Consider the following 17,580-nt stretch of genomic DNA (forward strand, 5'->3'; position numbering starts at 1 on the left):
GCAGGGTAGCGCCGATCGTGGCCAGATGGCGTGCTTTCAGCCGTGCAGCAGCTTCAACACCGACGTGGTCGGCTTGGCCAGGTTCAAGGTGTAGAAGTGCAGGCCCGGCGCGCCGCCCTCGACCAGGCGCTGGCACAGCCTGGCCACCACTTCGGTACCGAACGCGCGCACCGATTCGGCGTCATCGCCATAGGCCTGCATCTTGCGGCTGATCCAGCGCGGAATTTCCGCACCGCACTGTTCGGAAAAGCGGCGCAGCTGGCTGAAGTTGGCGATCGGCATGATGCCGGGCGTGATCGGCACCTGCACGCCGAGCCGGCGCACGGCATCGACGAAATGGAAATACGCATCCGGGTTGTAGAAGTACTGGGTGATCGCCGCGTCGGCGCCGGCATCGATCTTGGCCTTGAAGTGCTTCAGGTCGGCCAGTGCATCGGAGGCCTGTGGGTGGGTCTCCGGGTAGGCGCCGACCTCGATGCGGAAGGCGTCCCCGTGTTCGGCGCGGATGAACTCGATCAGCTCGGCGGCATAGCGCATGTCGCCGGGGAAGCCCATGCCGGAGGGCAGGTCGCCACGCAGCGCGACCAGGCGATGGCAGCCGATGGCGCGGTACAGCTTGAGCAGTTCGCGGATTTCCTGGCGGGTGCCGCCGACACAGGACAGATGCGGTGCCGCCTCGAAGCCGTGGTGCTGGTTGAGGTGGCGCACGGTCTCGGAGGTGTAGCTGAGGGTCGAGCCACCGGCACCGAAGGTACAGGACACGTACTCGGGGCTGTAGTCCTTCAGCCTGGCCGCGGCGCGGTCCAGCTGGCTGCGCTGTTCGTCGGTCTTGGGCGGATAGAACTCGAAGCTGATGGCGGTCATGGCACGGGCGGCAGCGGCGGGTGCGGATCAGTATATCGCTTCATCAAGATGGATGTGCGATTGCGGTGTGAGGGCGGCTCGTCCGGGGCACGCGACCGTTCGCGGCGGCGACCGGCCGTTGCTCCGGAATCACAACCGGCGGCCCTGCGCCGGCGCCACGCTGTTCCCATCCCGGCAGTACCCACCCGACGAAGGAGCAGACGATGAAGATCTTGCTGGCACTCTGGTACGCAATGAACGCTCTGGCCCGGCTGGCGATGATCGGCATGGCGATGGCCGTGCTGGGCTCCGGTTCCGCACATGCCGCCACCGGCGCGAGCGCTGGCAAGGTGCAGGTCGAGGTGGTCGGCAAGGGCCGCCCGCTGCTGATGATCCCCGGTCTCAACAGCAGCGCCGAGGTCTGGCGCGGGACCTGCCGGGCCCTCAAGGAGGTGCAGTGCCACCTGGTACAGCTGCCGGGGTTTGCCGGCGCCGCGCCGGCAGACCCGCGGCCGGCGGATTTCCTTCCGGCCATGCGCGACCAGCTGCTGGCCTATGTGCATGACCAGAAGCTGGACCATCCGGCGGTGATCGGCCACAGCCTGGGCGGCGTGCTGACGCTGCAGATGGCGGTGGAGGAACCGGACGCACTGGGGCCGCTGGTCATCGTCGATTCGTTGCCGTTCTATGCAGGCATGCAGAACCCGCAGGCGACCGCACAGAGCGTGCAGCCGATGGCCGAAAGGATGCGCACTGCGATGCTGGCTGCAGACCCGGCCAGCTACCAGGCGCAGGCCGAAGCGGCGCTGGCCCCGCTGACCAGCAGCACTGCGCGCCTGCCCGAACTGAAGCGCTGGGGCCATGACAGCGATCGCGCCACCACCGCCGATGCGATGTACTCGATGCTGGTGACCGACCTGCGCAGCGAGGTGGCCGGCATCCACTCGCCTGCGCTGGTCCTGGGCGCCTGGGCGTCCTACCAGGCACTCGGTGCGACCGAATCATCGGCGCGTGCGATCTTCCAGTCACAGTACGCCGCGCTGCCCGGCGTGCGCATCGAACTGAGCGCGACCGGCCACCACTTCCTGATGTGGGATGATCCGCAGTGGCTGCGGGGGCAGGTGCAGGCATTCCTGGACAGCCACCGCTGATCCTTCCGACCGCTCCGGCCATGGCCATGCCCGATTCGACTTCCACACTGCGCTTCTGGTTGATCAACACCCTCGGTTGGGCGCTGTTCTGCGCGCTCAGCCTGGCGATGACCAGCACCTTCGGCGGCGGCGTCAGCAGTGGTGGCACGCTCATCAGCGTCGGCCTGGGCGTGCTGCTGTGGGGCATCAGTGCGGGCGTGCGTGCACTGGCCCTGCGGCGCCGCTGGTGGCAGCGGGAGTTCAGCGCGCTGGTACTGCGGCTTGCGCTGGCGGTGCTGCTGGGCGCGCTGCTGGCACAGCTGCTGCTGATGGCCGTGCTGCAGCCGGCGCTGGCACTGGGTTGGGTGGATTTCGGTGGGCAGCCGGGTGACTTCCGCCCGGTGGCACGGCTGGCCTATCTGCTAAACACCGTGCTGCTGCTGGGCCTGTGGACCGCGCTGTGGGCCGGCCTGCACAGCCTGCGCCAGGCGCGCCGCGCGGAACTCGAACGCCTGCGTGCCGAAGCCGAACGCAGTGCGCTGGAACGTGATGCGCTGCGTGCGCGGCTCAATCCGCACTTCATGTTCAATGCGCTGAATAACCTGCGCGCGCTGATCCTGGAAGATCCCGAGCGTGCGCGCGACATGGTCACGCGGCTGTCGCGCACGCTGCGCCAGGCGCTGGCGCACAACCGCAGCGAGCAGGTGACGTTGGCCGAGGAACTGGCGGTGGTCGACGATTACCTGGCCATCGAGGCGGTCCATTTCGAACAGCGCCTGCAGGTGCGGCAGCAGATCGATGCCGATGCCACGCAGGCGCAGCTGCCGGCGATGGCGTTGCAGTTGCTGGTGGAGAACGCGATCAAGCACGGTATCGCCAGCCGCCCCGGCGGCGGCGAGGTACAGATCCGCGCCACGCTGGACAATGACGTGCTGCGGTTGCAGGTGGAGAACCCACGTGCAACCGGCAGCGAACCCACCCATGGCCATGGCGTGGGCCTGGCCTACCTGCATGCGCAGTTGGGCACGCGTGGCCGATTCGTGCTGCAGCCGGTCGGCGACCGCATGCAGGCCCTGCTGGAGATTCCACAATGAGTGGCCTGCTGCGCGTGTTGATCGTGGATGATGCGCGGCTGGCGCGGCAGGAACTGCGTACGCTGTTGTCGGCGCTGCCGTGGGTTCAGTGCGTCGGCGAGGCCGACGACGTGCCCGCCGCACGCGAGGCGATCGCCGCGCTGGCGCCGGACCTGGTGCTGCTGGACGTGCAGATGCCTTCCGGCAGCGGCTTCGACGTGCTGGAGGGCCTGGAGACAGTGCCGGCGGTGGTCTTCGTCACCGCCTATGACAGCTACGCGGTGCGCGCGTTCCAGGCCAACGCGCTGGACTATCTGGTGAAGCCGGTGGAGGCACCGCGCCTGTTGGAAGCACTGGAGCGCGCGCGCGCGCGCAACGTAGGGGCGAGCGGGGCGCCGGCACTGCGCAGCACGCTGGCTGCGCAGGACCAGGTGTTCGTGCGCGAGGGGGAGCGCTGCTGGTTCGTCGCCGTGTCCGAGATCCGCAGGCTGGTGGTGGATGGCAACTACACGCGGCTGTGGTTCCGCGACCAGAACGCGTTGCTGACCCGCAGCCTGAGCGCGCTGGAGGCTCGCCTGCCGCAGGAGCTGTTCTTCCGTGCCAACCGCAACACGCTCGTCAATCTGCGCCGTATCCGCGGCATAGCGCCCAGCATCGGCGATGGCTACGACCTGACGCTGGAGGATGGCAGCGAGGTGGAGGTGTCGCGGCGGCAGGCGCGGGAGCTGCGCGAGCGGATGGCGCTGTAGGCGCTGCCAGCGGTTACCCTGTGCAGCGGATTCCCAGATCACGCCGCGCCATGTCCATCGTCCTCACCGATTTCGCCCGTCCCCGCCTGTTCCCGCGCGTACCGCGTGGCAACACGATCCAGGACTGCACTGCCGAACAGTTCGAGGCGCACCTCAACGCGCACGCGCCGCTGAAGGTGCTGGACGGCTATGCGCCGTTCTGCAAACTGTTCGTCTACGAGAACTGGACCAGCACGCGCTGCCTGACCGTGCCGATCACCGAGGCCAACCGCCATCTGCTGCGCAGTGGTTACGAGGCACGCAATCGCGACGAGCTGCCGGTGCTGGTGCGCTGGTTCGAGGGCGTGGAGTCGCCGCGTGCGAACTACCTGGTGGTGATCCTGTACAGCGCCGGGCAGCTGGCCAAGGAAGGCTCGCCGATCGAGGCCGAGTGGGGCATCGTCGGTTGCATCTATACCGCCGAGCCGGAAGAGGTGCCGATGGCGCCGATCACGATGATGCGCAATGCGCTGGGCGTGGAAGAGGGCGGTTCCGGCGTACCACTGGACCGCGAGGCCTACCGGCGCTCCGTTACGTTCTGGGAGAACAACGCCAACTGGCGGCCCTGAGCGGCGTTGGTCATCCACGCCTCACGTGAAATGTACAGACCGCAGTAGAGCCACGTCATGCGTGGCTGCCTGGCCTTCAGGCAGCTTTCCATTCCCACCACGGGTAGTGGTACTCGCGGTCGATGGCCTGCCAATGCTGGCCGCAGTGCGTGCAGGCAACGTTGTGGCAATCGCCCCAGCCCTCCTCGGCCGCCTGCAACGCGAGCAGCTGCATCTGCCCTTGTTCGATCAGGCGGCGCGGATCGAAGAACGGGTAGCCGGGATTGAGCGCGCACAGGCAGCCTGCGTGCGCCTGCCAGTACCGCAGCCGTTTCAGGGCCGCCTCCAGATGCGCCTGGTTGCTGATCAGCATGCCGCCGAAAGCGATGCCCTGGCAGCTGCGTTCGATCAGGTCCACATGCGCGGCCAATGCGTCCAGCGACGGTGCACTGAACAGTCGTGCGACGACGCGTGCGGCGTCGGTGATGCGCTCGGCGTCGCGCGACAGCAGGTCCTGCAGCAGCACATCGGCCTGCGCATCGCCCAGCCGCGGTATCGGGCGGGCAGTCCAGGGCCAGCGCATCAGCGTGCCTTGCCGATGGCGGCGAAGTGGCCAGCGGTCAGGCGCAGCAGGTCGGCCGGCGCCAGTTCCACTTCCAGGCCTCGGCGGCCGGCGCTGACATGCAGCGTGGGCAGCGCTTCGGCGCTGGCGTCCAGGAACGTGCGCAGGCGCTTCTTCTGCCCCAGTGGGCTGATGCCGCCGACCAGGTAGCCGGTCGCGCGCTGTGCGGCGTCGGCGGCGGCCATCTCGCACTTCTTGCAGCCGGCCGCTTCGGCCAGCGCCTTCAGGTCGAGCTGGCCGGCCACCGGCACGATCGCCACCAGCAGTTCGTGGGCCTCGGTACTGGCCAGCAGGGTCTTGAACACCTGGGCCGGGTCGAGGCCGAGCTTGTCGACGGCTTCGCCGCCATACGATTCGGCGTGGGCGTCGTGCACGTAGCTGCGCACGGTGTGGGCGATCTTCTCGCGCTTGAGCAGGTTGATGGCCGGAGTCATGCAGGCATCGTAGCGTGCGGCGGGGGCGTTGCCTTGACCGAGGCTATTGTTGCCGCCCCGGGTGAGGATGCGCGGTGTCCGGCCGCACGCAAACGCAGAACGGGCGCCCGAAGGCGCCCGTTCCGTTCTTTGCATGCACCGGTAGTGCCGGCCGCTGGCCGGCACCCCGTAGGCATCAGTAGCGGTAGTGGTCCGGCTTGAACGGGCCTTCCACCGGCACGCCGATGTAGTCGGCCTGGTCCTGGGTCAGGGTGGTCAGCTTCACGCCGATCTTTTCCAGGTGCAGGCGGGCCACTTCCTCGTCCAGCTTCTTCGGCAGCAGGTAGACCTTCTTCTCGTAGCTGTCCTTGTTCGCCCACAGGTCGATCTGTGCCAGGGTCTGGTTGGCGAAGCTGTTGGACATCACGAAGCTCGGGTGGCCGGTGGCGCAGCCCAGGTTCACCAGGCGGCCTTCGGCCAGCAGGAAGATCGCATTGCCGTTCGGGAAGATGTACTTGTCCACCTGCGGCTTGATGTTGACGTGCTTGATGCCCGGGTAGGACACCAGTGCGTCGACCTGGATCTCGTTGTCGAAGTGGCCGATGTTGCAGACGATGGCCTGGTCCTTCATCGCGCTCAGGTGCTCGATGCGGATGATGTCGCGGTTGCCGGTGGTGGTGACGTACAGGTCGGCACGGCCCAGGGTCGATTCGATGGTGTTGACTTCGTAGCCTTCCATCGCCGCCTGCAGGGCGCAGATCGGGTCGATCTCGGTGACGATCACGCGCGCGCCGTAGGCACGCAGCGAGGCGGCGCAGCCCTTGCCGACGTCGCCATAGCCGCAGACCACGGCCACCTTGCCGGCCAGCATCACGTCCATCGCGCGCTTCAGGCCATCGGCCAGCGACTCGCGGCAGCCGTACAGGTTGTCGAACTTGCTCTTGGTGACCGAGTCGTTGACGTTGATCGCCGGGATCAGCAGGGTGCCGGCCTGGGCCAGCTGGTACAGGCGGTGCACGCCGGTGGTGGTCTCTTCGGAGACGCCCTTCCAGTCCTTGACCACGCGGCCCCAGTAACCCGGGCGCTCCTTGGCCACGCGCTTGAGCAGGTTCTTGATGACCTGTTCTTCGTGCGAGGACGAGGCGGTGTTGACCCAGTCGCTGCCGTTTTCCAGCTCGTAGCCCTTGTGGATCAGCAGGGTCACGTCACCACCGTCGTCCACCACCAGCTCCGGGCCGGTCAGGGTGCCGTCGGCCAGGGTGAAGGTCAGCGCGTCCAGGGTGCAGTCCCAGTACTCCTCCAGGGTCTCGCCCTTCCAGGCGAACACCGGGGTGCCGGTGGCGGCGATAGCGGCAGCCGCGTGGTCCTGGGTCGAGAAGATGTTGCACGAGGCCCAGCGCACGTCGGCGCCGATGTCCTTCAGGGTCTCGATCAGCACCGCGGTCTGGATGGTCATGTGCAGCGAGCCGGTCACGCGCACGCCCTTCAGCGGCAGCTCGGCCTGGTACTTGCGGCGGATCGACATCAGGCCCGGCATCTCGTGCTCGGCGATGTCCAGTTCCTTGCGGCCCCAGTCGGCCAGCGTGATGTCGCGGATCTTGTAATCACCTTCGGTGGAGAAGGTCTTGGCAACAGCGTTCATTGATGTGCTCCGGTTGTGGGCGAGCGGGTGCTCGCATCTGGCCGGGCGCCGTTGTTACAAAGCCACCTTACCGAGCCTGGCCGGGCCTCGGGGGATCCGGTCGCAGCGCCCCTCGGCAGGGGAGAACCCCCATTATATCGCGGCCTCGCCATGACATCCGGATGACCCAACCATCGGCAGGTGGGCAAGCGTGCATGGGCTGTTAAGGTCGGTGTTTTCACGCATCACACAGGTGGAACGATGAGCATGCACGCGCGCCGTACGCGGCGCTGGACCGGCCTGGTCCTGTCGATGGGACTGCTGGCAGTGGTCCCGCTGGCCTCGGCGGTGGCGCCGCAGTCGGCTGCGGCACCGGCCCAGGGCGTGACCGGCTATGAATTGCCGTCGGCGGCGTTGCAGGCGGTGGTCGATGCGCCGCGCGCGCCGTCGCTGTTCCTGTCGCCGCGCCGCGACGTGGCCGCGATGATGCAGATGCCGTCGCTGCCGTCGATCCAGGTGGTGGCGCAACCGGAGTTGAAGCTGGCCGGCCTGCGCATCAACCCGCGCACGTTCTCCGACAGCCGTTTCAGCTTCGGCGAGAAGCTGTGGCTGATGAACGTGGCCGATGGCAGGGAACGGCCGATCAGCGGCCTGCCGGCCACGCTGTCGATCGCCAGCCTGATGTGGTCGCCGGACCAGAAGTGGCTCGCTTTCAACCAGGTCGACGCCACCAGCGGCGCCAACGAACTGTGGCTGGTGGACGTGGCCGCCGGCAGCGCCCGCCGCCTGGTTGCGGGCTTGAACACTGTCATCGGCAGTGGCTACCAGTGGTTGCCGGACAGTCGGGGGCTGGTGGTGTTCACCCGCCCGGCGAACCTGGGGCCCGCCCCGGCCGCCGACGGCATCCCGACCGGCCCGGCCGTGCAGCAGACCCGCCAGGATGGCGGCGTCGTGTCGATCCGGACCTACCAGGACCTGCTGAAGAACGAAGCCGATGCGCGCCAGTTCGACTACTACGCCACCACCCAGCCGGTGGAAGTCAGCCTGGACGGGCGCACCCGCGCGATCGGTGCGGCCGGCATCTTCATGGGCTTCTCGGTGTCGCCCGATGGCCGCTTCGTGCTGCGCCAGCCGGTGCAGCGCCCGTATTCCTACGTGGTGCCGGTGAGCAGCTTCCCGCGCCGCATCGAAGTGATCGACCGCGCCAGCGGCACGCTGGTGCACACCGTGGCGGTGCGGCCGCTGGTGGAAGGCCTGCCGACCGGCAACGATGCCGAAGTGACCGGCGTGCGCGACATCAGCTGGCGGGGGGATGCCGATGCCACCCTGGTCTGGGCCGAAGCGCAGGATGGTGGCGACCCGAACAGGGACGCCAAGGTGCGCGACGCGGTGCTGATGCAGGCCGCGCCGTTCGACAAGCCGCCGGTGACGCTGGCCCAGCTGGGCAGCCGCCTGGCCGGCATCAGCTGGGGCCGCGGTGACCTGGCCGTGCTGACCGAATCGTGGTGGAAGACCCGCAGGACCAAGACCTGGCTGATCGCCCCGGACACTGCCAGCGCCGAACCGCGCCTGCTGTGGGATCGCGATGCGCAGGACCGCTACGCCGATCCGGGCCGGCCGCTGCTGGCCAGCGACGAGCGCGGCCGTTCGCTGCTGCAGACCAGTCCCGATGGCGGCAGCCTGTACCTGGCCGGCGCCGGCGCGTCGCCCGAAGGCGACCGTCCGTTCGTGGACCGCTTCGACCTCGCCACGGGCAAGGCAACGCGCCTGTTCCACTCGCAGGCGCCGAGCTATTCGCTGCCGGTGGCATTGCTGGACAACCAGGGCAGCTCGCTGCTGCTGAGCCGTGAGAGCCCGGACGAGCCGGCCAATTTCTTCGTGCAGTCGCTGGCCGATGCCAGCGCCGCGCCGCGCGCACTGACCCACTTTGCCCATCCGCTGCCGCAGCTGAAGGGCGTGCAGAAGGAGCAGATCCGCTACAAGCGCAAGGACGGCGTCGACCTGACCGCGACCCTGCTGCTGCCGCCGGGCTACGACCCGAAGCGCGATGGCCCGCGCCCGCTGCTGATGTGGGCCTACCCGGGTGAGTTCAAGAGCGCGGCCGCGGCCAGCCAGGTGACCGATTCGCCGTACCGCTTCAATGCGATCAGTTACTGGGGCCCGCAGGCGTTCCTGGCCAAGGGCTACGTGGTGCTGGCCAGCCCGTCGATGCCGATCATCGGCGAGGGCGACAAGGAGCCCAACGACACCTATATCGAACAGCTGGTGGCCAACGCACAGGCGGCCGTGGATGAAGTGGTGCGCCGTGGCGTGACCGATCGCGACCACATCGCTATTGGCGGCCACTCCTACGGTGCGTTCATGACGGCCAACCTGCTGGCACACACCCGCCTGTTCAAGGCCGGCATCGCACGCAGCGGTGCCTACAACCGCACGCTCACGCCGTTCGGCTTCCAGGCCGAGGAGCGCAACTACTGGCAGGCACAGGACGTCTACCAGAAGATGGCGCCGTTCAACTACGCCGACAGGATCAAGGATCCGATCCTGTTCATCCACGGCGTGGACGACAACAACTCCGGCACGTTCCCGATCCAGAGCGAGCGCATGTTCGCCGCGGTGAAGGGCCTGGGTGGCACCGCGCGGCTGGTGATGCTGCCCAACGAATCGCATGCCTACCGCGCACGCGAATCGATCATGACCATGCTGGCCGAGAGCGAGCGCTGGCTGGAGCAGACCATCGGCCCGGCCGCGCAGGGCACGGCGAAGAAGAAGCGCTGACCGAACCGGGTAGTGCCGGCCGGCGGCCGGCACTACCAGATGAAACCATTTTTGCATCGCAGCACGACGCCCGATCTGGGATAGGCTTGGGGTCTGGATCCGTTGACCGAGGCCTGTGCGTCGCCGATGAACGAGTACCGCAGCAGCATCGAGTTTGCTTCTCCCGATCTTCCGCTTCGCGATGACGTGCGCCGGCTCGGCGCACTGGTCGGCGACCTGCTGGTCGAACAGGTATCGGCCGCGTTCCTCGATGATGTCGAGGACGTGCGCACCCGCGCCATCGCCCGCCGCGAGAACCAGGCGCCGCTGTCGGAGCTGGCCGAAGGGCTGGCCGGGCGCACGCCGCAGCAGGCCGAAACCATGGTGCGGGCATTCAGCACCTACTTCCAGGTGGTCAACATCGCCGAGCGCGTGCATCGCATCCGCCGCCGCCGCGATTACCAGCGCGCGGGCACCACCGCGCCGCAGCCCGATGGCCTGCAGGATGCGCTGCAGCACCTGAAGGCGCAGGGCGTGACGCTGGACGAACTGGCGCAGTGGCTGCCGCGCATCGACATCGAGCCGGTGTTCACCGCGCACCCGACCGAAGCCGTGCGCCGCGCGCTGCTGGAGAAGGAGCAGCTGATGGTGGCCAGCCTGGTCGACAACCTCGACGGCCAGCGCACGCCGGGCGAGGCGGCCGCCGATGCCGCGCGCTTCCGCATGGCGCTGACCGCTTCGTGGCAGACCACCGACTCCTCGCCGGTGCGGCCCACCGTCGACGACGAGCGCGAGCACGTCGGCTTCTACCTGGTGCAGGTGCTGTACCGGGTGATTCCGGTGCTGTACGAATCGCTGCAGCAGGCGCTGCGTGATACCTACGGCGAGGAACTGCCGCTGCCGCGCCTGCTGCGCTTCGGTACCTGGGTGGGCGGCGACATGGACGGCAACCCGAACGTGGACGCGCACACCATCCGCAATACGCTGGATGCGCAGCGGCAGGCAGTGCTGGGGCGCTACCAGAAGGAACTGCTGCAGCTGGCCAGCCTGCTCAGCCAGTCCACCGAGCGGGTGGGGGTGAGCGAGGCGCTGCAGGCGCGCGTGGCGCACTACCAGCAGCTGCTGCCGCAGGTGCAGTCGCGGCCGCGCCATGCGGACATGCCGTACCGCCTGCTCAACGACCGCATGCGCGCACGCCTGCAGGCCACGCTGGAGGATGGCGAAGGCGCCTATACCGGCCCCGACGAACTGATCGACGACGTACAGCTGATCCTGGACAGCCTGCGCGCGAACCGCGGTGAACATGCCGGTGGCTTCGCTGTGCAACGCCTGCTGTGGCGGGTGAAGACCTTCGGCTTCCATCTGGCACGGCTGGACGTGCGCCAGGAATCGAGCGTGCATGCGCGCGCGCTGGCCGCAGTGATGGGCGGCGACGCAGCGTGGGAGGGTCTGGATGCCTTGGGTCGCGCGCGCCTGCTGGCCCCGCATGCCAGCGGTGAGGCCCCGTTGCCGAAGGGCGACGACGAAGGCAACCGGCGCCTGGACGCCGTGTTCGCCGCACTGGCCGATGCGCGTGCGCGCCACGGTGGTGACGCGCTGGGCAGCTACATCATTTCGATGGCACACGACCGCAGCGACGTGCTGGCGGTGCTGGCGCTGGCGCGCCGTGGCGGGCTGGTGGAAGGCAATGGATCAGTCCCGCTGGACATCGCGCCGCTGTTCGAGACGGTGGACGACCTCAAGCGCGGCACGGCGACCCTGCGTGATCTGCTGGCCGATCCGGTGTACCGCGCTCACCTGCGTGCGCGCGAGGACGTGCAGATGGTGATGCTCGGCTATTCGGACAGCAGCAAGGACGGTGGCATCGCCGCCTCGCGCTGGGGCCTGCAACGTGCGCAGGTGGAACTGCTGGAGGTGGCAGCCGAGGCGGGCATCCGCCTGACCTTCTTCCATGGCCGTGGCGGCTCGATCAGCCGCGGTGGCGGCAAGACCACGCATGCGGTCGATGCGTCGCCGCGCGGCAGCATCGATGGCCGCCTGCGGGTGACCGAGCAGGGCGAGGTGATCCACCGCAAGTACGGCATCCGTGCGCTGGCGCTGCGGTCGCTGGAACAGGCCACCGGTGCGGTGCTGCGCGCCAGCCTGCGCCCGCGTGCCGCCGAATCCCGCGAGGACGACTGGCGGCCGGTGATGGACGCGGTCGCCTCTGCCAGCAGCGAGGTGTATCGCGCCTTCGTTGGCCAGGCCGGTTTCATGGATTACTTCCGTACCGCCACGCCAATCGACGTGATCGAGCGGATGACGCTGGGCTCGCGGCCGTCGCGCCGGCTCGGCCAGGATGCCGCGCTGGGCAACCTGCGTGCGATTCCGTGGGTGTTCGCCTGGAGCCAGGCGCGTGCCGTCATTCCCGGCTGGTACGGCGTGGGCAGCGGCCTGCAGGCGGCGGTCGATGCCGGCCACGAACAGACCCTGCGCGACATGGCGCGAGACTGGCCGTTTTTCCGCACCTTCCTGGACGACATCGCGATGGTGCTGTCCAAGGGCGATATCACCATCGCCGAGCAGTTCTCGCGGTTGTCGGGCGACCTGCACGGCCGGTTCTTCCCGCAGGTGCAGCGCGAACTGGAACTCACCCGGCACTGGCTGCTGGCGTTGATGGGCCAGCAGACGCTGCTGGACCACGATGCGCGTCTGGCATTGTCGATCCGCCTGCGCAATCCCTACGTCGACCCGATCAGCGTGCTGCAGGTCGACCTGCTGCAGCGCTGGCGGGCCAGCGGGCGCGAGGATGACGATCTGCTGCGCGCGCTGGTAGCGTGCGTGAACGGCGTTTCGCAGGGTGTGCAGAACACCGGCTGAGGTGTCGCGGTAGTGCCGGCCGCTGGCCGGCAACCTCATGATGTTTGCCGGCACGCACGAGGTTGCCGGCCAGCGGCCGGCACTACCTCATTCTTCCGGCGACGGCGGATTCGATGCCAGCAGTTCCAGATGGCGCTGCTCCATTTCCTGGCGCAGCTGGCGGCGGATCTGCGCTGCGGCCTGGCGGCGTTTTTCGTCGGACGTTGCCGGCTGCAAGGACGGGACGGGCGTCGGCCGGCCTTCCTCATCCACCGCCACCATGGTGAAGAAGCAGCTGTTGGCGTGGCGCACGCTGCGCTTGAGGATGTCCTCGGCCACCACCTTGATGCCGATCTCCATCGACGAGGTGCCGGTGTAATTCACCGAGGCCAGGAAGGTGACCAGCTCGCCCACCGCGATGGGCTGGCGGAACATCACCTGGTCCACCGACAGGGTGACCACGTAGCTGCCGGCGTAACGGCTGGCGCAGGCGTAGGCGACCTGGTCGAGCAGCCGCAGGATGGCGCCGCCGTGGACCTTGCCGGAGAAATTGGCCATCTCCGGCGACATCAGCACGGTCATGGACAGCTGGTGGGTTTTCAGTTCGGTCGACATGGGGCGATTGTATCGGCAACCGGGTAGGGCCGGCCGCTGGCCGGCAACCGCGCGATTGTTTCCGGAGGCCATGAAAAAGCCGGCCAGCGGCCGGCTCTACCAGAAAAGAGAAGGGCCGCTTGCGCGGCCCTTCGTCTGTCTTACTTCAGCTTCGCATCGGCGCGCAGGGCGGCGGCGCGGTCGGTCTTCTCCCAGGAGAAGGCCGTGGCGTTGACGGTCTCGCCTTCGCCGTTGAGGTAGCTGAACTCCTTCGGCTTGCGGCCGAAGTGGCCATAGGCCGCGGTCTGCTGGTACATCGGGTGGATCAGGTCCAGCATCTTGATGATGCCGTACGGGCGCAGGTCGAAGTGCTTGCGGATCAGCTTCTCGATCTTGTCGTCGCTGATCTTGCCGGTGCCGAAGGTGGTGACCGAGATCGAGGTCGGCTCAGCCACGCCGATGGCGTAGGAGACCTGCACTTCGCAACGGTCGGCCAGGCCGGCGGCGACCACGTTCTTGGCGACGTAGCGGGCCGCGTAGGCCGCCGAACGGTCGACCTTGGACGGGTCCTTGCCGGAGAACGCGCCACCACCGTGACGGGCCCAGCCGCCGTAGGTGTCGACGATGATCTTGCGGCCGGTCAGGCCGCAGTCGCCCACCGGGCCGCCGATCTCGAACTTGCCGGTCGGGTTGATGTGGAACTTGGTGCCCTTGTGCAGCCACTTGGCCGGCAGCACCGGCTTGATGATCTCTTCGCGGACGGCCTCGATGAGGTCCTTCTGCTTGATGCCCGGGGCGTGCTGGGTCGACAGGACCACGGCGTCGATGGCCGAGACCACGCCGTTCTCATAGCGCAGGGTGACCTGGCTCTTGGCGTCCGGGCGCAGCCACGACAGCGGCGAGTTCTTCTTCTTGCGGATCTTGGCCTGCTGCTCGACCAGGCGGTGCGACAGGTGGATCGCGGCCGGCATGTAGCTGTCGGTCTCGTTGGTGGCATAGCCGAACATCAGGCCCTGGTCGCCCGCGCCCATTTCTTCCGGCTTCTTGCGGTCCACGCCCTGGGCGATGTGCGGCGACTGCTTGCCGATCAGGTTCAGCACGCCGCAGGTGGCGCCGTCGAAGCCGACGTCGGAGCTGTCATAGCCGATGTCCGTGATGACCTTGCGGGTCAGCGCTTCCAGGTCGATCCAGGCGCTGGTGGTGATTTCACCGGCCACGATGGCAACGCCGGTCTTGACCATGGTCTCGCAGGCCACGCGGGCGCGCTGGTCCTGGGTCAGGATCGCGTCCAGCACCGCATCGGAAATCTGGTCGGCAACCTTGTCCGGATGGCCTTCGGAGACCGACTCGGAGGTGAAGAGATAGCTGGACATCAGGCGTAATATCCCTTGATTCGGATGGAAAGATGGGCGCGCATGATACACGGGGTGCGCCGCCTGTGCATTGTGAACCTGTACCGGTTGCCGGTGGTTAAGCCCGTGTCGGCCTGCAGGGCCTGTCCCAGCGGGATTGGGCCCCGGGCGCGGGGCCCAGTGTTCCACCAGCGTGACAGCGGGGCGGGGGCTGCCGGGGCCGGCCGCGCAGGTCGCGGGTCCGTCGGCAGGGGGCGGGCGTCATCGTTCTGCCCCGAAACCGCCATCTGGCTGCCGCCTGGCGGGCGCAGGCTGTCGGCCAATCCGGCCGCCGGGCATCCGTGGATTCGCCATGCAGGAACTCGAACAGCGCCTCCAGCAACGTTTCCCCGACTGGTTCCACGGCCGTCGCGGCCAACTGGCGCGGCCGTTGCTGCGCAGCGTCGGCCGCTGGTCGCGGCTGGACCAGATCGAAGCCTTCCTGCAGCGCAGTGCGGGATTGCGCGGCTTCGGCTTCGTCGCCGCCGGCCTGGAATTCATCGGTGGCCAGTACCAGGTGGATCCGGCCGCGCTGGCCAGGATTCCGGCCACCGGCCGCCTGCTGATCGTCGCCAACCACCCTTCCGGAGCCCTGGATGCGCTGGCGCTGCTGGACGCGGTCGGCCGTATACGCCGCGACGTGCGGATCGTGGCCAATGACCTGCTGGGGGCGATCGCACCGCTGCAGGATCTGCTGCTGCCGGTGCGCATTCTCGGCGGCAAGGCGCAGCGCGGCAGCCTGCATGCGGTGGAGCAGGCGTTGGCCGCCGAGCAGTGCGTGATCGTGTTCCCGGCCGGCGAGGTCTCGCGCCTGTCGCTGCGCGGCATCCGCGATGGCCGCTGGCAGCGCGGGTTCGTCCGCTTTGCCCGCGCCGCCGGTGCACCGGTGCTGCCGGTACGGGTGGAGGCGCGCAACTCGGCGCTCTTCTACGGCGCCTCGACCCTGTTCAAGCCGGCCGGTACCGCGCTGCTGGCACGTGAGATGTTCACCCGTCGTGGCCGCCCGCCGCGGCTGAGCATCGGCGAGCCGATGCAGCTGGGCAAGGGCGGTGACCCGGGCGCGCAGCTGCTGGCCGTGCGCCGTGCGCTGTACGCGCTGGGCCGCAACGGCGCGGCCGACCCTGCCGCTGCGTTCACCGGTCCCGAGCCGTTGGCGGCGCCGGTGCCGCCTTCGCGGGTCGCCGCCGGCATTGCCGCAGCGACCCAGCTGGGCCAGACCGCCGATGGCAAGCAGATCCTGCTGGCCACCTGCACCGCTGATTCCCCGCTGCTGCTGGAGCTGGGCCGCCTGCGCGAGCTGACCTTCCGCCAGGTCGGCGAGGGCACCGGGCGCAGCCGCGACCTGGACGACTACGACCCACGATACGAGCACATCGTGATCTGGGACGCGGCCGCGCAGCGCATCGCCGGTGCCTACCGGATCATGCGCGGTGCGCAGGCCCTGGCCCGGCACGGCCTGTCCGGGCTCTACAGCGCGTCCCTGTTCCGCTATTCCGACGATGCGATCACCCACATCGCCGAGGGCCTGGAACTGGGCCGCAGCTTCGTGGTGCCCGACTACTGGGGCAGCCGCAGCCTGGATTACCTGTGGCAGGGCATCGGCGCCTACCTGCAGTGCCGGCCCGGCATCCGCTACCTGTTCGGCGCCGTGTCGATCAGCGCGGCGCTGCCGCGCGAGGCACGCGAGCAGCTGGTGGCGTACTACCAGCGCTACTACAGCGGTAGCGCCGGGCTGGCCGAATCGAACCGCCCCTTCCAGTACTTCGCCGCGCCGCCCAGTTTCGGCGAGCTGGATGCAGGCGCAGCCTTCGATGTGCTCAAGGCCAATCTGGCCGCGCTCGGCACCGGCGTGCCGACGCTGTACCGGCAGTACACCGATCTGTGCGAACCCGGCGGCGCACGTTTCCTTGCGTTCGGCGTCGACCCGGACTTCAGCGATTCGATCGACGGCCTGATCGAAGTGGACCTGTGCGCGATCCGGCCAAACAAGCGCAAACGCTATCTGCGCGACGCGGGGACGCCGGCATGAGCACGCTGGCGAACCTGTCGCCGCACCGGCGCGCTGTGTTCGTCTCCGACGTGCACCTGGGTTCACGTCATTGCCATGCCACCGAGCTGGCACGGTTCCTGTCGCAGCTGCGCTGCGAACGGCTGTACCTGGTCGGCGACATCATCGACCTGTGGTGGATGGCGCATCGCCGCGCCAACTGGCGGCAGTCGCACAGCGACGTCATCCAGGCCCTGCACGCGCTGCGCCGTGCCGGTACCGAGATCATCTACATTCCCGGCAACCACGACGCATCGCTGCGCCACGTGTGCGGGGTGATGCTGCCGGCCATGCAGGTGCGGCGCCGTGCCATCCACGTGACCGCCGATGGCCGCCGCCTGCTGGTCGCACACGGCGACGAGTACGACGGCGTGACCCACTTCGGCGGCCTGCAGGAAAAGTTCGGCGACTGGCTGTACTACCGCATCCTGACCGGCAACCAGGCCTTGAATGCAGTGCGGCGCCGGCTGGGCATGCGCTACTGGTCGCTGTCGGAGTTCCTGAAGAAGCGCAGCGGGGCCGCTGAACGCTACATCGAGCGCTTCGTGCAGGCCGGGCTGGACGACGTGCGCCGGCGTGGCCTGGACGGCATCGTCTGTGGCCACATCCATCGTGCCGCACTGCTCGAACGCGATGGCCTGGTCTATGCCAACGATGGTGACTGGGTGGAGAGCCTGACTGCACTGGCCGAAGACCATGATGGCGCGCTGCGCCTGCTTGACCACAACGGCCAGGCTCTGGCGGAACTGCCAGGCGCGCGCTTGTCGCAGGCAGCATGACCCGTTTCCGTAGCGTCGACTGTCGCGCGTAGCGCGCGGTTTCCGCAACCTGATGGAAGAGCAGTCGACTGGCAGTCGACTCTACAGAAGCGGTGTCCGGGAGTGAGACGGCGCGCCCGCAAGCGGCTAGCATCAG

General features: G+C 68.2%; 14 protein-coding genes and 1 riboswitch. Of the genes, 8 read left to right on the forward strand and 6 right to left on the reverse strand.

From position 1 onward, the window contains the following. Positions 1-36: 36 nt before the first annotated feature. Positions 37-864, reverse strand: coding sequence for a methylenetetrahydrofolate reductase [NAD(P)H] (gene metF, locus NSQ78_RS03500; RefSeq protein WP_049468206.1), 828 nt, complete (start codon positions 862-864; stop codon positions 37-39). 203 nt (positions 865-1,067) lie between these two features. On the opposite strand from metF, the gene NSQ78_RS03505 reads away from it, so the two are divergent. Genes NSQ78_RS03505 through NSQ78_RS03520 form a run of 4 tightly spaced genes read left to right on the forward strand, consistent with a single transcriptional unit; the run spans position 1,068 to position 4,403 of the window. Continuing rightward, complete coding sequence (locus NSQ78_RS03505; RefSeq protein ID WP_064237671.1) at positions 1,068-1,994, forward strand: alpha/beta hydrolase; 927 nt, start codon at positions 1,068-1,070, stop codon at positions 1,992-1,994. Between the two features lie 26 nt (positions 1,995-2,020). Next, positions 2,021-3,067 carry a histidine kinase gene (locus tag NSQ78_RS03510; RefSeq protein ID WP_064239608.1) on the forward strand — a complete coding sequence of 349 codons (1,047 nt, stop codon included), beginning with the start codon at positions 2,021-2,023 and terminating at the stop codon, positions 3,065-3,067. Further along, complete coding sequence (locus NSQ78_RS03515; RefSeq protein ID WP_064237672.1) at positions 3,064-3,795, forward strand: LytTR family DNA-binding domain-containing protein; 732 nt, start codon at positions 3,064-3,066, stop codon at positions 3,793-3,795. The genes NSQ78_RS03510 and NSQ78_RS03515 overlap by 4 nt, the downstream gene beginning before the upstream one ends. A 50-nt stretch (positions 3,796-3,845) precedes the next feature. Then, the gene (locus NSQ78_RS03520; protein ID WP_064237673.1) at positions 3,846-4,403 is read left to right on the forward strand and encodes a DUF3228 family protein; all 558 of its coding nucleotides are present in this window, start codon (positions 3,846-3,848) and stop codon (positions 4,401-4,403) included. A gap of 76 nt (positions 4,404-4,479) precedes the next feature. Here the strand turns inward: NSQ78_RS03520 and NSQ78_RS03525 are convergent, their stop codons facing one another. The 3 genes from NSQ78_RS03525 to ahcY form a co-directional block, all read right to left on the reverse strand. After that, positions 4,480-4,965, reverse strand: coding sequence for a hypothetical protein (locus tag NSQ78_RS03525; protein WP_064237674.1), 486 nt, complete (start codon positions 4,963-4,965; stop codon positions 4,480-4,482). Next, on the reverse strand, positions 4,965-5,438 hold the full coding sequence (gene ybaK / locus NSQ78_RS03530) for a Cys-tRNA(Pro) deacylase (RefSeq protein WP_064237675.1): 474 nt from the start codon (positions 5,436-5,438) through the stop codon (positions 4,965-4,967). The genes NSQ78_RS03525 and ybaK overlap by 1 nt, the downstream gene beginning before the upstream one ends. 175 nt (positions 5,439-5,613) lie before the next feature. Next, complete coding sequence (gene ahcY / locus NSQ78_RS03535; RefSeq protein WP_053462184.1) at positions 5,614-7,059, reverse strand: adenosylhomocysteinase; 1,446 nt, start codon at positions 7,057-7,059, stop codon at positions 5,614-5,616. 36 nt (positions 7,060-7,095) lie between these two features. Further along, a riboswitch (S-adenosyl-L-homocysteine riboswitch) is annotated at positions 7,096-7,179 on the reverse strand. 120 nt (positions 7,180-7,299) lie between these two features. Here ahcY and NSQ78_RS03540 point away from each other — a divergent pair. Together NSQ78_RS03540 and ppc are read left to right on the forward strand one after the other, a co-directional pair. Continuing rightward, positions 7,300-9,816, forward strand: coding sequence for a prolyl oligopeptidase family serine peptidase (locus tag NSQ78_RS03540; protein WP_064237676.1), 2,517 nt, complete (start codon positions 7,300-7,302; stop codon positions 9,814-9,816). A gap of 126 nt (positions 9,817-9,942) precedes the next feature. Continuing rightward, positions 9,943-12,654, forward strand: coding sequence for a phosphoenolpyruvate carboxylase (gene ppc, locus NSQ78_RS03545; protein ID WP_064237677.1), 2,712 nt, complete (start codon positions 9,943-9,945; stop codon positions 12,652-12,654). Positions 12,655-12,741: 87 nt separating this feature from the next. Here ppc and NSQ78_RS03550 read toward each other — a convergent pair whose 3' ends face one another. Then, positions 12,742-13,248: an acyl-CoA thioesterase gene (locus NSQ78_RS03550; RefSeq protein ID WP_049468190.1), complete on the reverse strand. Its 507-nt coding sequence runs from the start codon at positions 13,246-13,248 to the stop codon at positions 12,742-12,744. Between the two features lie 140 nt (positions 13,249-13,388). Then, the gene (gene metK / locus NSQ78_RS03555) at positions 13,389-14,600 is read right to left on the reverse strand and encodes a methionine adenosyltransferase (RefSeq protein WP_005408103.1); all 1,212 of its coding nucleotides are present in this window, start codon (positions 14,598-14,600) and stop codon (positions 13,389-13,391) included. A 331-nt stretch (positions 14,601-14,931) separates the two neighbouring features. Here metK and NSQ78_RS03560 point away from each other — a divergent pair, with 331 nt between their 5' ends. Further along, positions 14,932-16,647 (forward strand): lysophospholipid acyltransferase family protein, encoded by a 1,716-nt coding sequence (locus NSQ78_RS03560; protein ID WP_064237678.1) that lies wholly within the window; start codon positions 14,932-14,934, stop codon positions 16,645-16,647. Beyond that, positions 16,644-17,444, forward strand: coding sequence for a UDP-2,3-diacylglucosamine diphosphatase (locus NSQ78_RS03565; protein WP_064237679.1), 801 nt, complete (start codon positions 16,644-16,646; stop codon positions 17,442-17,444). Before NSQ78_RS03560 ends, NSQ78_RS03565 begins: the two co-directional genes overlap by 4 nt. Positions 17,445-17,580 lie beyond the last annotated feature (136 nt).

The organism is Stenotrophomonas sp. FSL W7-1447, from assembly GCF_037966425.1.
GTDB lineage: Bacteria > Pseudomonadota > Gammaproteobacteria > Xanthomonadales > Xanthomonadaceae > Stenotrophomonas > Stenotrophomonas pavanii.

Bases quoted from the DNA above. Each gene is read 5' to 3' on its own strand.
- metF (WP_049468206.1), bottom strand. From the start codon at position 864: ATGACCGCCATCAGCTTCGAGTTCTATCCGCCCAAGACCGACGAACAG.
- NSQ78_RS03505 (WP_064237671.1), top strand. From the start codon at position 1,068: ATGAAGATCTTGCTGGCACTCTGGTACGCAATGAACGCTCTGGCCCGG.
- NSQ78_RS03510 (WP_064239608.1), top strand. From the start codon at position 2,021: ATGCCCGATTCGACTTCCACACTGCGCTTCTGGTTGATCAACACCCTC.
- NSQ78_RS03515 (WP_064237672.1), top strand. From the start codon at position 3,064: ATGAGTGGCCTGCTGCGCGTGTTGATCGTGGATGATGCGCGGCTGGCG.
- NSQ78_RS03520 (WP_064237673.1), top strand. From the start codon at position 3,846: ATGTCCATCGTCCTCACCGATTTCGCCCGTCCCCGCCTGTTCCCGCGC.
- NSQ78_RS03525 (WP_064237674.1), bottom strand. From the start codon at position 4,965: ATGCGCTGGCCCTGGACTGCCCGCCCGATACCGCGGCTGGGCGATGCG.
- ybaK (WP_064237675.1), bottom strand. From the start codon at position 5,438: ATGACTCCGGCCATCAACCTGCTCAAGCGCGAGAAGATCGCCCACACC.
- ahcY (WP_053462184.1), bottom strand. From the start codon at position 7,059: ATGAACGCTGTTGCCAAGACCTTCTCCACCGAAGGTGATTACAAGATC.
- NSQ78_RS03540 (WP_064237676.1), top strand. From the start codon at position 7,300: ATGAGCATGCACGCGCGCCGTACGCGGCGCTGGACCGGCCTGGTCCTG.
- ppc (WP_064237677.1), top strand. From the start codon at position 9,943: ATGAACGAGTACCGCAGCAGCATCGAGTTTGCTTCTCCCGATCTTCCG.
- NSQ78_RS03550 (WP_049468190.1), bottom strand. From the start codon at position 13,248: ATGTCGACCGAACTGAAAACCCACCAGCTGTCCATGACCGTGCTGATG.
- metK (WP_005408103.1), bottom strand. From the start codon at position 14,600: ATGTCCAGCTATCTCTTCACCTCCGAGTCGGTCTCCGAAGGCCATCCG.
- NSQ78_RS03560 (WP_064237678.1), top strand. From the start codon at position 14,932: ATGCAGGAACTCGAACAGCGCCTCCAGCAACGTTTCCCCGACTGGTTC.
- NSQ78_RS03565 (WP_064237679.1), top strand. From the start codon at position 16,644: ATGAGCACGCTGGCGAACCTGTCGCCGCACCGGCGCGCTGTGTTCGTC.